The following is a 12855-nucleotide window of genomic DNA, read 5'->3' as shown; positions in this document are numbered from 1 at the left end:
GAACGCAAACAGTATCCCGAGGAATTCGCCTTGGGCTCAGAAAGGAATCGAACCATGGCTAACACAGCAACATTTACTCGCGAGGGCTTTGGCCTGAGCGCCCGCATCGCAACGCTCGTCGCCCGCGTTAAAGAGGCATATGCCCTGCGCGCCGAGTACAACCGCACCTATTCCGAGCTTCAGGGTCTGAGCGACCGTGAATTGAACGACATCGGTGTGCGTCGTTGTGACATCAAGGACATCGCACGCGAACACGCGTATTGCTCCTAACCAAAACGCGAACACGCGAAGGCTTTGATCAGGAGGCGCCGGCAGGCGCCTCTTTGCGTTTGGGTGATTAGTTTGACACGATGGCGTTGAAATCGGACTTCCTGCGTTGCAGCCCGCGCAATGATCCGCCAAACACGTTGCGAATTAGGGACGAATGAAGGGCTGGACAGGGTGACAGAATTCCAGATTGGCATGCTGTGGGTCGATGGCCCGCTAAGCTACCTCGAGCAGCTCTGCATCAAGTCTTTCTTGGATGTTGGGCAACCCGTCCGTCTTTACACCTACGGGACAGTTTCAAATGTCCCTGACGGGGTCGAGCAACGTGATGCGCGAGAAGTTCTGCAGGATAGCGAATTCGTTACCCATGGTCGAACCGGCAGTCCTGCACCTCACGCTGACAAATTTCGCTACAGAATGCTGGCGCAGGAACCGGACCTGATTTGGGCTGACACGGATGCGTATTGCATCAAACCCTTCGAAACAGAGACCGGGCATTACTACGCGTATCTTGAAGGAACGATGGGAATTGGCGTCCTCAAATTACCGCCAGACAGCGAGGCGCTGGCGTTGCTGAACGAATTCACTCAGGATCCGTTTCGCATCCCGCCCTGGTTGCCAAAACGACACAGACAAACGTTGCAGGCCGCACTGGACAGTGGCTCTCCAATAAATGTACCCGAGGAATATTGGGGCGCTTGGGGGCCGGGTGCTGTTTTATGGGCGCTGCACACCTCCGGAGAAATCCGGTACGCACTGCCAGAGCATGTCTTTTACCCGGTCAATTTTACCCGGAGGCGGGCTCTTGCCCGACCAGATGTTGATCTGTCACCCTATCTCAAAGGCGATACGGTATCGATCCATTTTTACGGCAGGCGCATGAGGTCGATTTTGCGCAACCGTTTCGGAGGAGTGCCTGATCCGAACAGTTTAGTCGGGCAGTTGGTTGAAAAACACGGTATCGACCCGGCAGCAGCGCCCATTTTAGACACGTGAAATTCGGGTTGCCCTGACAACAAACTTGCATAGATCGGCGCAACGCTGTATCGGGCTGCGGTGGCCTTGTGGCCATGAGAATCAAAACCAAGAAACGCCGCGTTTGGCCCATCACGCTTCGGGGGTCACATCCGGCTAAGGAGAAGCGAAATGAAACTGAATGAATTGCGCGACAATCCCGGCGCCGCACCGAAACGGACCCGCGTTGGCCGTGGTCCGGGTTCCGGCAAAGGTAAAATGGGTGGCCGTGGTATCAAAGGCCAGAAATCCCGCTCGGGTGTGGCCATCAACGGCTACGAAGGCGGCCAGATGCCTTTGTATCAGCGTCTGCCCAAGCGTGGCTTCAACAAGCCGAACCGTAAGGAATTCGCCGTTATCAACCTGGGCCTGATCCAGAAATTCGTTGACGCCGGCAAGCTGGACGCATCGGCTGCGATCACCGAGGATGCGTTGGTCGCATCCGGTCTGGTTCGTCGCAAGCTGGACGGCATCCGCGTACTGGCCAAAGGCGAAATCAGCGCCAAAGTGAACCTGGAAGTAACCGGTGCTTCGAAATCTGCCGTTGCGGCAGTCGAGAAAGCGGGCGGCTCACTGACGGTCACAAAAGCCGCTGCGGCAGAGTAAGCGCTTGTGAGCGGGCAAAGACCCGCTTACATAGACCTCAGAGTTTTCCAAGACGCCGCCCGAGCCGGAAAACGGTTCCGGGCGGTGTTTTCATAAGAGAGACCGATTTATGGTATCAGCAGCAGAACAAATGGCAGCCAACACAAGCTGGTCTGCCCTTGGGAAAGCCACCGATCTGCGCAACCGCATCCTGTTCACGCTTGCATTGCTGATCGTCTACCGTCTGGGCACCTTCATTCCGGTCCCAGGCATCGACGGCCAAGCACTGCGCGAGTTCATGGAGCAAGCGGGGCAGGGCATCGGCGGTATGGTTTCGATGTTTACTGGCGGGGCGCTGGGGCGGATGGGGATTTTTGCCCTTGGCATCATGCCCTACATTTCAGCCTCGATCATCGTGCAGCTGCTGACATCTATGGTTCCCGCGCTCGAACAGCTCAAGAAAGAGGGCGAGCAGGGCCGCAAGAAAATCAACCAATATACCCGTTTCGGCACCGTGGCGCTGGCCACCGTTCAGGCTTATGGTCTGGCGGTGTCGCTGGAATCGGGCGATCTGGCGACCGATCCGGGCCTGTTCTTCCGCCTGTCGACCATGATCACTTTGGTTGGTGGCACCATGTTCCTGATGTGGCTGGGTGAGCAGATCACCGCACGCGGCATCGGCAACGGTATCTCTCTGATCATTTTCGTGGGCATCATCGCCGAAGTTCCGGCTGCTCTGGCACAGTTCTTTGCTTCGGGCCGCTCGGGCGCGATCAGCCCTGCTGTGATCATCGGTGTGATCGTGATGGTGATTGCCGTGATTACCTTTGTGGTCTTCATGGAACGCGCTTTGCGCAAGATCCATATCCAATACCCGCGCCGTCAGGCCGGTATGAAGATCTATGAGGGCGGCTCGAGCCACCTGCCGGTCAAAGTGAACCCTGCGGGCGTGATCCCGGCGATCTTTGCCAGCTCGCTGCTGCTGCTGCCGGTGACGATTTCGACCTTCTCTTCGGGCGCAACCAACGGGCCGGTGATGTCGTGGCTGCTGGCCAACTTTGGCCCCGGTCAGCCGCTGTACCTGCTGTTCTTCGCCTCGATGATTGTGTTCTTTGCATATTTCTACACGTTCAACGTGTCGTTCAAACCGGACGATGTGGCGGACAATCTGAAAAAGCAGAACGGTTTTGTGCCGGGTATTCGACCAGGCAAGAAAACCGCCGAGTATCTGGAATACGTGGTCAACCGCGTGCTGGTTCTGGGTTCGGCCTATCTGGCGGCGGTCTGTCTGTTGCCTGAAATTCTTCGGGGCCAGTTTGCCATCCCGTTCTATTTCGGCGGTACCTCGGTTCTGATTATCGTCTCTGTGACTATGGACACGATCCAACAGGTCCAGAGCCACCTGCTGGCGCATCAATACGAAGGGCTTATTGAAAAGTCCCAACTGCGTGGCAAAGGTAAGAAACGCGGCAGGAAGGGACCCGCTCGTCGATGAACATCATTCTTCTCGGCCCCCCGGGGGCAGGTAAAGGAACGCAAGCGCGTCACCTGGTTGAAACCCGCGGCATGGTCCAGCTGAGCACTGGCGACATGTTGCGCGAGGCCAAGGACAGCGGCACCGAAATGGGCAACCGCGTGGCCGAGGTGATGGCTAAGGGCCAGCTTGTGACCGATGAGATCGTGATCGGCCTGATCCGCGAAAAGTTGGAGCAAGGCGCTGAAGGCGGGTTCATCTTTGACGGTTTCCCGCGCACTCTGGCCCAAGCCGATGCGCTGGGTGAGCTGCTGGACAGCACCGGCGAGACGTTGGACGCAGTCATCGCGATGGAAGTGAATGACGACGCGCTGGTCGCGCGTATCACGGCTCGGTCAACCTGCGGCGGTTGCGGTGAAGTCTATAACGACATCACCAAACCGATCCCGGCGGATGGCAAATGCTCGAACTGCGGCAAGGAAGGTGACTTCAAGCGCCGCGCGGACGACAATGAGGAAAGCCTCAAGACCCGCCTGATGGAGTACTACAAAAAGACCTCGATGCTGATCGGCTATTACCACGCCAAGGGCAACCTGTCCTGGGTCGATGGTCTGGGCGAGATTGACGAGGTTCAGGGCGCGATTGCAGCCGCATTGGACGCCTGACCTGACCCGCATTTGAATATGGGCTTGACGGCACCGCCAAAAGCCCATATCGACCCCCATCCCCAAGGGGAATCAAGACCGCGTGCGGGATTCGTCCCAACCGCCCCGACCACCTCGAATAATGCTGAACCCTCTGGCGACACTGCCACGGTAAAGCGTTGTGAAAAAAGGTTCTGGAGTTACGGAACCGCAACGAAAAGGAAAGTGACACGTGGCACGTATTGCCGGCGTAAACATCCCGACTGCAAAGCGGGTACCTATCGCCCTCACATATATCACCGGAATCGGCAACACCTCGGCCAAAGCGATCTGCGAAGCCGTTGGCATTGAAGCGACCCGTCGCGTCAACGAACTGTCCGACGCCGAAGTTCTGAAAATTCGCGAATATATCGACGAAAACTTCACCGTCGAAGGCGACCTGCGCCGCGAAGTTCAGATGAACGTCAAGCGCCTGATGGACCTGGGCTGCTATCGCGGTCTGCGTCACCGCCGCAACCTGCCGGTTCGCGGTCAGCGTACCCACACCAACGCTCGTACTCGCAAAGGCCCGGCAAAGGCCATTGCTGGTAAGAAGAAATAAGGGAGGGTCTGACTGATGGCACGTGATAAGACTCGCGTTAAGCGCAAAGAGCGTAAGAACATCGCATCGGGCGTTGCCCATGTGAATTCGACCTTCAACAACACCAAGATCCTGATCTCGGACGTACAAGGCAACGCCATCTCGTGGTCGTCTGCCGGTACCATGGGCTTCAAAGGGTCGCGGAAATCGACACCCTACGCCGCTCAGATGGCTGCAGAAGATGCAGGCAAAAAGGCGCAGGAACATGGCGTCAAGACGCTGGAAGTCGAAGTTCAGGGCCCCGGTTCGGGTCGTGAATCGGCTCTGCGGGCGCTGGCTGCTGTGGGCTTCAACATCACGTCGATCCGCGACGTGACGCCGATCGCTCACAACGGCTGCCGCCCGCCGAAACGTCGCCGCGTCTAAGCGATTTTGAATTGAGCTGGGGCTGTGTTTTTGCACGGCCCCAGCACGTCATTTTGAACCTCGGGCGTCTGCACCTTGTTGGTCATGGGGCGCGGACAGGAATGGAGGGATTACATGATCCACAAGAATTGGGCAGAATTGATCAAGCCAACCCAGCTGGACGCCAAGCCGGGAAACGATCCTGCGCGTCAGGCAACGCTGATTGCTGAGCCGCTGGAGCGTGGCTTTGGTTTGACTCTGGGTAACGCGCTGCGCCGCGTTCTGATGAGCTCGCTGCAAGGTGCGGCCATCACCAGCGTCCAGATCGACAACGTTCTGCATGAGTTTTCGTCGGTCGCAGGTGTCCGCGAAGACGTCACCGACATCATCCTGAACCTTAAAGGCGTGTCGCTGCGCATGGAAGTCGAAGGCCCCAAGCGCCTGTCGATCAATGCCAAAGGCCCAGCCGTTGTCACCGCAGGTGACATCAGCGAAAGCGCCGGTATCGAGGTTCTGAACCGCGATCACGTCATCTGCCACCTAGATGATGGCGCCGACCTGTTCATGGAACTGACTGTCAACACCGGTAAGGGTTACGTCTCGGCTGAGAAGAATAAGCCCGAAGATGCACCCATCGGCCTGATCCCGATCGACGCGATCTATTCGCCGGTCAAGAAGGTTGCCTATGACGTTCAACCGACCCGTGAAGGTCAGGTTCTGGACTATGACAAGCTGACCCTGAAGATCGAAACCGACGGTTCGATCACACCCGAGGACGCGCTGGCCTATGCGGCTCGTATCCTGCAGGATCAACTGTCGATTTTCGTCAACTTCGACGAGCCGGAATCGGCTGGCCGCCAGGACGAGGACGATGGTCTGGAGTTCAACCCGCTGCTGCTGAAGAAAGTGGACGAGCTGGAACTGTCGGTCCGTTCGGCAAACTGCCTGAAGAACGACAACATCGTTTATATCGGCGACCTGATCCAGAAGACCGAAGCCGAGATGCTGCGCACCCCGAACTTCGGCCGCAAATCGCTGAACGAGATCAAAGAAGTGCTGTCCGGCATGGGTCTGCACCTCGGCATGGATGTCGAGGACTGGCCGCCCGACAATATCGAAGATCTGGCGAAGAAATTCGAAGACGCGTTCTAAGCGCGTCTTCCCCAATGCCCGGGCTGCCGGGGACTGTATGGGCGATGATGCCCCAAGGAGAGCCGGTGACACGCATCGCCGGCCAGACAAAGCAAAAACGCAAGATAGGAATTGAACAATGCGTCACGCACGTGGTTACCGCCGCCTGAACCGTACTCATGAGCACCGTAAGGCTCTGTTTGCAAACATGGCTGGCTCGCTCATCGAGCATGAGCAAATCAAAACAACTCTGCCCAAGGCAAAAGAACTGCGCCCGATCATCGAAAAGCTGGTCACTCTGGGCAAGCGCGGCGACCTGCACGCCCGTCGTCAGGCCGCAGCTCAGCTGAAAGAAGACAAAGACGTCGCCAAGCTGTTCGAAGTTCTGGGCCCCCGCTACGCCGAGCGTCCGGGCGGTTATGTCCGCATCCTGAAAGCCGGTTTCCGCTATGGTGACATGGCTCCGATGGCGATCATCGAATTCGTGGATCGCGACGTCGACGCCAAAGGCGCAGCCGACAAGGCTCGCGTTGCCGCCGAAGAGGCCGCAGACGAAGAATAAGAAAGCTTCGCTTTCTGACTTTGGCCCCTGCGTCCCAGACGCGGGGGTTTTTCTTTTTAATTGTGCGATAAACCTAGCAGGTTTGCTTCCTGCGCTAAAACCGGAGCTTTTCGTGTCCGTTCGCATGTCCGTATTTGATGTTCAGGGCCTTGCCTTTGGTATCGTCATGACAAGCCTTAGCGTCGTTTTTCTTAAAGCGGCTGGTTTGGTGACAGGGCAAACTGCGGGTCTTGCGCTTTTGCTTTCCTATGTCTTGCCGATTGGATTTGGCCCTTTGTTCTTCTTAATCGGTATCCCGTTTCTGATACTGGCTTGGGTAAAACGCGGCCCAGTTTTTGCTATTCGGACGATTGTCGTGGTGATCGGGATTTCGACGCTTTCACAACTGTTGGGAAAGATAGTCATCTTCGAACGGCTTGACCCGCTGGTCGCCGCTGTTCTTGGGGGTGCGTGTAGCGGCATGGGATTGATTGCTATCTTCCGCCACAATGCCTCGGCGGGCGGGATGACTATTCTGGGGATCATTCTGGAACATAAGACCGGCCTGAAGGCTGGGTGGTTCCAACTTTCGGTCGATGTCATGGTATTTTTGGCCTCGGCCTTTGTGCTTAGCCCGTCGCAACTGCTGTATTCCTTCCTTGGGGCTGTGATCACCAATATGGCAATCGTATGGAACTTCGACGTGGCCCAAAGCGGCACCGGGCGTCCCGGTTATGGTCGGTCTGCAAACTCATAGCGATCTTGCAAACGGTCGGTGTTGCGGACATATCAATCCGTAAACATCCATGAGGGTCACATGCTCCGCGCGCTTTTGCTTTGTCTGCCTTTTGCCCTGTTGCAAACCCCCGCCCATGCTGAAACCAAGGTGCCGCAATCGCAGGCCGAGATCAGCTTAGGCTTTGCGCCTGTAGTCAAAGAGGCCGCGCCCGCGGTGGTCAATATCTATGCCAAGATCGTGCGGCAGGGGCGGGCGAACCCGTTTTTCTCGGACCCGTTCTTTCAGGATTTTTTTGGCGGCGGGTTCAATGAGCCGCGACAGCGGGTACAGAACTCGCTGGGATCGGGGGTGATCCTGTCTGACGACGGCTATGTGGTGTCAAATTACCACGTGGTCGGCACGGCGACAGAAATCCGTGTTGTCACCACCGACCGGCGCGAGTTCTCGGCGCAGGTGGTGCTGGGCGATAAGGAAAGCGACATCGCCATTTTGCGGTTGGAGGACGCTGAGCGGCTGCCTTACTTGCCGCTGCGCGATTCCGATCAGGTTGAGGTGGGTGAGCTTGCGCTCGCCATCGGCAACCCGTTTGGTGTGGGGCAGACGGTGTCTTCGGGCATCATCTCGGGTCTGGCGCGGACGGGCACGGCCACCGGTAACGCGCGGGGTTATTTCATTCAGACCGATGCGGCGATCAATCCGGGCAATTCAGGTGGGGCGCTGATTGATGTGAATGGCGATCTGATCGGGATCAATACCTCGATCCTGACGCGTTCGGGCGGATCGAACGGCGTCGGCTTTGCGATCCCGGCCAATCTGGTGGCCGAATTCCTGCGGCAGGCGCAGGCAGGTAATGACCAGTTCGTCAGCCCTTGGGCTGGGATCTCGGGTCAACACATGAGCGCAGATATCGCGGAATCTCTGGGTATGGCGATCCCACAGGGCGTGGTGATTTCCAACCTCCACCCGCTCAGCCCCTTGGCTGAGGGCGGGTTGCGTGTAGGCGATGTGGTGACGCATGTGGACGGGGATGAAGTCAATTCCCCCGCCGAGATGAATTTCCGCATGTCTGTTGCCGGCGTCGGTGGCACGTCGGTTTTGACCTTGTTGCGTGGTGGGACGCAGGATGAGGTCGAGGTTGCCCTGATCCCGGCCCCTGATACGCCCTCGGCGGATGAAACCACGCTGGATGATCGGACGGTGATGCCGGGGCTGGTGATCTCGCGTATCAACCCGGCGGTGATCGCCAAGATGGGCCTGCGGTTGACGGAAACCGGCGTGGTTGTGTTGGATGCTGGGCGGTATGGCGGGCGCTCGGGGTTGCGCGTTGGGGATGTTCTTAACAGCATCAACGGCAACGCGATTGCGCATCCCAATGACGTTACCCGCGCGCTGACCGATCCGGGCCGCCGGGTTCAGTTTGAATTGCTGCGCGGTGGGCGATCGGTCTCGCTGCGGTTCCGGCTATGAGCGATCTGTTCAACACCGGGGGCGACCGGTCTGCGCCGCCCGCGCATCGCCCTCTTGCCGACCGGCTGCGCCCGCAGACACTGGCCGAGGTGATCGGGCAGGAACATGTGTTGGGCCCTGATGCGCCTTTGGGGGTGATGCTGGCCTCGGGCAGCTTGTCCAGTCTGGTGTTCTGGGGGCCGCCGGGGGTGGGCAAGACCACCATCGCGCGGCTTTTGGCGCAGGAAACCGATCTGCATTTCGTTCAGATCAGTGCTATTTTTACGGGCGTTCCCGATCTGCGAAAGGTGTTCGAGGCCGCGAAAATCCGGCATCAGAACGGGCGGGGCACGCTGCTGTTCGTGGATGAGATTCATCGTTTCAACAAGGCCCAGCAGGATGGCTTCCTGCCCCATATGGAGGACGGCACGATCCTACTGGTGGGGGCGACAACCGAGAACCCCTCGTTCGAGTTGAACGCCGCTGTGTTGAGCCGCGCGCAAGTGTTGGTGCTGGAACGCCTTGATTTGGCCGACCTGGAACGTCTGACCCAGCGCGCTGAAAAGGAGCTGGGCAAGGCTCTACCTTTGACCGGCTCTGCACGTGAGGCGTTGCACGAGATGGCTGATGGCGACGGGCGGGCGTTGTTGAACCTGATCGAACAGATTGCGGCGTGGAAAGTCGATACTCCGCTGGATCGCGAGGTGCTGGCAACCCGCCTGATGCGGCGCGCGACGAAATACGACAAGTCGGGGGACGAGCACTACAACCTGATCTCGGCTCTGCACAAATCGGTGCGTGGCTCAGACCCGGATGCGGCGTTGTATTGGTTTGCCCGAATGCTGGAAGGGGGTGAAGACCCTCGCTATATCGCGCGGCGTCTGACCATCATGGCGGTCGAGGATATCAGCCTGGCCGATCCGCAGGCACAGGCTTTGGCGCTTCATGCGTGGGAAGTCTATGAACGGATTGGCAGTCCCGAAGGCGAATTGGCGCTGGCGCAGGCGGTGGTCTATTTGGCCTTGGCACCCAAATCGAACGGGGCCTATGCGGGCTACAAGGCTGCTCGCGAACTGGCGCGAAAATCGGGTAGCGAACCTCCACCCAAACATATCCTGAACGCACCTACTTCGTTGATGAAAGATCAGGGCTATGGTGCGGGCTATGCCTATGATCACGACGCCGAGGATGGATTTTCGGGCCAGAACTATTTTCCCGATGGCATGGACCGCCCGGACCTGTACCAGCCGGTCGAGCGCGGGTTCGAGCGAGAGTTGAAGAAACGTCTGGAGTATTTCGCCAAGCTACGGGCCCAACGCAATCGTTAGTGCCGCTGCGTCAAGGGCGACAGGGCGGTAAAATCGCGCTTGGCTTGGGTCATGAGAGTTCAGGGAGGAAGCTCATGACCGTATCCATAGACAAAACCGATGACGTCTGGACTATCATCCACGACCGCCCCGAGGCCCGGAATGCCGTGGACACTATCCATGCCGAGGCGCTGGTCGATGCGTTTCTGGAATTTGAAGGCAGCCCGGCCAAGGTGGCTGTGTTTTGGGGCAAGGGCGGAAATTTCTGCGCTGGATGGGATCTGAAACTGGCAGCTACGCTCTCTGACCCGGAATTGCGTGAGGCATATTTTGACCGTCTGTCCTTTCCCATCGGCTCGGCGCCCTCGATGGTCGGGCCATTGGGGCCATCAAGGCTGGAGTTGTCCAAACCCGTGATTGGCGCGGTTGAGGGCGCGGCTGTGGCTGGCGGGATGGAGCTGGCGCTGTGGTGCGATATCCGCGTGATGGCGGAAACCGCATACCTGGGTGTCTATTGCCGCCGCTGGGGGATCACGCTCATGGATGGGGGTTCAGTCCGGTTGCCGCGCCTAGTCGGGCAGGGCAAAGCTTTGGAAATCGCTCTGACCGGTCGCAAGGTTGAGGCGCAGGAGTGCTACAATATCGGATTGGCCGAAAAGATCGTGCCCCATGGACAGGCCCGTGCCGCAGCCGAGGCCATAGCGCATGAAATCGCCCGCTTTCCGCAAGAGGCGGTGCGAGCCGATCGCCGCTCGATCATCGAAACGCGGGGGATGCCGGTGCGCGAAGCGCTTAAGGTCGAATGGGCCAACGGGCTGGAAGCGATCCGCCGCGAAGGCACCACCGGGGCGGGCAGGTTCCGGGATGGGGCCGGGCGCGGGGGTGACTTTACCAATATCTGACCGGGTTGACTCTGCCGGTAAGTCACGCCACAGACGCGCATGTTTTCAATGGCACTGAATGGCACACAACCCGCGCGGATCCGGCGCGCGAAAGGGATATCGGCATGAGCGGCGTACAGATGATCACCGTGGCAGAAGGCGATGGCGACCAGCGGGTCGATCGGTGGCTGCGCCGCCTGTTTCCACATGTCAGCCAGGGCCGCATCGAAAAGATGTGCCGCAAGGGTGAGCTCCGCGTGGACGGCGGGCGGGTGAAAGCTGCGACCCGGCTTGAGGTCGGACAGGTCGTGCGGGTGCCGCCGCTGCCCGATGCCGATCACAAACCGGCCGAGGTCAAGCGACGCATTTCGGATGCGGATGCCAAAATGATCCAGTCCTGTGTCATCTACCGCGACGATCACGTGCTGGCGCTTAACAAACCGCATGGCCTGCCGGTGCAGGGCGGCAGCGGCCAGACGCGCCATGTGGACAGCCTGTCCGAGGCGCTGCGCTTTGGCTATGACGAGAACCCGCGTCTTGTGCATCGGTTGGACAAGGACACCTCCGGGGTGCTGCTGCTGGCCCGCACGCGCGAGGCGGCCAAGGGGCTGACGGCGGCCTTCCGGCATCGCGATACGCGCAAGATTTACTGGGCTTTGGTCGCCGGTGTGCCGACCCCTTATCTGGGTGAGATCAAGACTGGACTGGTCAAGGCTGCTGGTCACGGCAAGCACGGCGAGGGTGAGAAAATGATCCCCGTCCATCTGAACGAGGTGAATGACACCCCCGGCGCGAAACGGGCGCATACGCATTATGCCACGCTCTACCGTGTGGCCGGGCGCGCTGCCTGGGTCGCGATGGAGCCGATCACCGGCCGTACCCATCAACTACGGGCGCATATGGCGGCGATTGGTCATCCGATCATCGGGGACGGCAAATATGGCGGCTCGGGTCAGGAAAACCTCGGCGATGGCTGGGGCGCGCAGCTGGGCGGGATCATCAGCAAAAAGCTGCACCTACACGCGCGGCAGGCCTCGTTCGAACATCCGGTGACGCGCAAGACGATTACCGTGAAAGCCCCCTTGCCGGATCACATGAAACACAGCTGGGATACCTTCGGCTGGACCGAGGACCTGGCCGCTGACGACCCGTTCGAGGAACTGCAATGAGCACACCGCTGCGTCTGGTGCTGTTCGACGTGGATGGCACTCTGGTTGACAGTCAGGGCAGCATCGTTGCCGCGATGACGGCCAGTTTCGACGCGCTGTCCTTGCCGGTGCCGGATCGCTCGGCGATCCTGTCCATTGTTGGCCTGTCGCTGCCCAAGGCGATGGCGCAGCTTGCGCCGCAGCATTCGGATGCGGATCAGGTGCGGCTGGTCGAGGGGTATAAACAGGCGTACCACGCACATCGGCTGGAACAGGGTATGGCGGGATCGCCGCTCTATCCCGGTGCCCGCGAGGTGATTGAGGCGTTGCACGCCATCCCCGAAGTTCTGCTGGGCGTGGCCACCGGGAAGTCTCAGCGCGGATTGGATGCGTTGATCGAAGGGCACGGGCTGCAGGGTTATTTTGTCACGCGGCAGGTGGCGGATCATCACCCCTCGAAACCGCACCCGTCGATGATTGACACCGCGCGGGCCGAGACTGGGGTTGAGGCAATCGATACCGTAATGATCGGCGACACCCGGTTTGACATGGACATGGCCACCGCTGCGGGCGTGCCCAGCGTTGGCGTCACCTGGGGTTATCACGCGCGCCCCGCGCTAGAGGCCGCGACAACCATCATTGAAACCTTTGACCAGTTGCCCAATGCGCTGGAACAAATCTGGACCTGAGACG

15 protein-coding genes are annotated in these 12855 nt (G+C 59.1%); all 15 read left to right on the top strand.

Annotated elements, in window-relative coordinates; genetic code table 11:
• Nucleotides 1-54: 54 nt before the first annotated feature.
• Complete coding sequence (locus tag ABWV79_RS20425; protein WP_170356675.1) at nt 55-270, top strand: DUF1127 domain-containing protein; 216 nt, start codon at nt 55-57, stop codon at nt 268-270.
• A 120-nt stretch (nt 271-390) separates the two neighbouring features.
• Nucleotides 391-1263 carry a hypothetical protein gene (locus ABWV79_RS20420; protein WP_353394400.1) on the top strand — a complete coding sequence of 291 codons (873 nt, stop codon included), beginning with the start codon at nt 391-393 and terminating at the stop codon, nt 1261-1263.
• A 150-nt stretch (nt 1264-1413) separates the two neighbouring features.
• Nucleotides 1414-1887: a 50S ribosomal protein L15 gene (gene rplO, locus ABWV79_RS20415; RefSeq protein WP_170356674.1), complete on the top strand. Its 474-nt coding sequence runs from the start codon at nt 1414-1416 to the stop codon at nt 1885-1887.
• Nucleotides 1888-1996: 109 nt separating this feature from the next.
• On the top strand, nt 1997-3361 hold the full coding sequence (gene secY / locus ABWV79_RS20410) for a preprotein translocase subunit SecY (RefSeq protein WP_170356673.1): 1365 nt from the start codon (nt 1997-1999) through the stop codon (nt 3359-3361).
• Nucleotides 3358-4005: an adenylate kinase gene (locus ABWV79_RS20405; RefSeq protein ID WP_170755581.1), complete on the top strand. Its 648-nt coding sequence runs from the start codon at nt 3358-3360 to the stop codon at nt 4003-4005. Before secY ends, ABWV79_RS20405 begins: the two co-directional genes overlap by 4 nt.
• Before the next feature lie 211 nt (nt 4006-4216).
• On the top strand, nt 4217-4585 hold the full coding sequence (gene rpsM, locus ABWV79_RS20400; protein ID WP_170332212.1) for a 30S ribosomal protein S13: 369 nt from the start codon (nt 4217-4219) through the stop codon (nt 4583-4585).
• Between the two features lie 15 nt (nt 4586-4600).
• The gene (gene rpsK / locus ABWV79_RS20395) at nt 4601-4990 is read left to right on the top strand and encodes a 30S ribosomal protein S11 (RefSeq protein WP_008757289.1); all 390 of its coding nucleotides are present in this window, start codon (nt 4601-4603) and stop codon (nt 4988-4990) included.
• Nucleotides 4991-5104: 114 nt separating this feature from the next.
• Nucleotides 5105-6121 carry a DNA-directed RNA polymerase subunit alpha gene (locus tag ABWV79_RS20390; protein ID WP_170356671.1) on the top strand — a complete coding sequence of 339 codons (1017 nt, stop codon included), beginning with the start codon at nt 5105-5107 and terminating at the stop codon, nt 6119-6121.
• Between the two features lie 118 nt (nt 6122-6239).
• Nucleotides 6240-6662, top strand: a complete 423-nt coding sequence (gene rplQ, locus ABWV79_RS20385) for a 50S ribosomal protein L17 (RefSeq protein ID WP_170356670.1) — start codon at nt 6240-6242, stop codon at nt 6660-6662.
• Between the two features lie 112 nt (nt 6663-6774).
• Entirely contained in the window at nt 6775-7398 is a 624-nt protein-coding gene (locus tag ABWV79_RS20380) for a YitT family protein (protein WP_353394396.1), read from the top strand.
• A 60-nt stretch (nt 7399-7458) separates the two neighbouring features.
• Nucleotides 7459-8847: a trypsin-like peptidase domain-containing protein gene (locus tag ABWV79_RS20375; RefSeq protein ID WP_353394394.1), complete on the top strand. Its 1389-nt coding sequence runs from the start codon at nt 7459-7461 to the stop codon at nt 8845-8847.
• A complete protein-coding gene (locus ABWV79_RS20370) occupies nt 8844-10154 on the top strand; it encodes a replication-associated recombination protein A (RefSeq protein WP_353394392.1) in 1311 nt (436 codons plus the stop codon). The genes ABWV79_RS20375 and ABWV79_RS20370 overlap by 4 nt, the downstream gene beginning before the upstream one ends.
• Nucleotides 10155-10228: 74 nt before the next feature.
• On the top strand, nt 10229-11035 hold the full coding sequence (locus tag ABWV79_RS20365) for a crotonase/enoyl-CoA hydratase family protein (protein ID WP_353394390.1): 807 nt from the start codon (nt 10229-10231) through the stop codon (nt 11033-11035).
• 104 nt (nt 11036-11139) lie between these two features.
• Nucleotides 11140-12183: an RluA family pseudouridine synthase gene (locus ABWV79_RS20360; RefSeq protein WP_170755586.1), complete on the top strand. Its 1044-nt coding sequence runs from the start codon at nt 11140-11142 to the stop codon at nt 12181-12183.
• Complete coding sequence (locus tag ABWV79_RS20355) at nt 12180-12851, top strand: HAD-IA family hydrolase (protein WP_353394388.1); 672 nt, start codon at nt 12180-12182, stop codon at nt 12849-12851. Before ABWV79_RS20360 ends, ABWV79_RS20355 begins: the two co-directional genes overlap by 4 nt.
• Nucleotides 12852-12855: the final 4 nt, after the last annotated feature.

It is taken from the genome of Ruegeria sp. HU-ET01832 (assembly GCF_040371315.1).
Classification (GTDB): domain Bacteria; phylum Pseudomonadota; class Alphaproteobacteria; order Rhodobacterales; family Rhodobacteraceae; genus Ruegeria; species Ruegeria lacuscaerulensis_A.
This window is presented reverse-complemented; position numbering and strand designations above follow the sequence as displayed.

What these genes read in the sequence shown, in the direction of transcription:
- ABWV79_RS20425 (WP_170356675.1), top strand. Translation starts at nt 55, where the DNA reads ATGGCTAACACAGCAACATTTACTCGCGAGGGCTTTGGCCTGAGCGCC.
- ABWV79_RS20420 (WP_353394400.1), top strand. Translation starts at nt 391, where the DNA reads ATGATCCGCCAAACACGTTGCGAATTAGGGACGAATGAAGGGCTGGAC.
- rplO (WP_170356674.1), top strand. Translation starts at nt 1,414, where the DNA reads ATGAAACTGAATGAATTGCGCGACAATCCCGGCGCCGCACCGAAACGG.
- secY (WP_170356673.1), top strand. Translation starts at nt 1,997, where the DNA reads ATGGTATCAGCAGCAGAACAAATGGCAGCCAACACAAGCTGGTCTGCC.
- ABWV79_RS20405 (WP_170755581.1), top strand. Translation starts at nt 3,358, where the DNA reads ATGAACATCATTCTTCTCGGCCCCCCGGGGGCAGGTAAAGGAACGCAA.
- rpsK (WP_008757289.1), top strand. Translation starts at nt 4,601, where the DNA reads ATGGCACGTGATAAGACTCGCGTTAAGCGCAAAGAGCGTAAGAACATC.
- ABWV79_RS20390 (WP_170356671.1), top strand. Translation starts at nt 5,105, where the DNA reads ATGATCCACAAGAATTGGGCAGAATTGATCAAGCCAACCCAGCTGGAC.
- rplQ (WP_170356670.1), top strand. Translation starts at nt 6,240, where the DNA reads ATGCGTCACGCACGTGGTTACCGCCGCCTGAACCGTACTCATGAGCAC.
- ABWV79_RS20375 (WP_353394394.1), top strand. Translation starts at nt 7,459, where the DNA reads ATGCTCCGCGCGCTTTTGCTTTGTCTGCCTTTTGCCCTGTTGCAAACC.
- ABWV79_RS20370 (WP_353394392.1), top strand. Translation starts at nt 8,844, where the DNA reads ATGAGCGATCTGTTCAACACCGGGGGCGACCGGTCTGCGCCGCCCGCG.
- ABWV79_RS20365 (WP_353394390.1), top strand. Translation starts at nt 10,229, where the DNA reads ATGACCGTATCCATAGACAAAACCGATGACGTCTGGACTATCATCCAC.
- ABWV79_RS20360 (WP_170755586.1), top strand. Translation starts at nt 11,140, where the DNA reads ATGAGCGGCGTACAGATGATCACCGTGGCAGAAGGCGATGGCGACCAG.
- ABWV79_RS20355 (WP_353394388.1), top strand. Translation starts at nt 12,180, where the DNA reads ATGAGCACACCGCTGCGTCTGGTGCTGTTCGACGTGGATGGCACTCTG.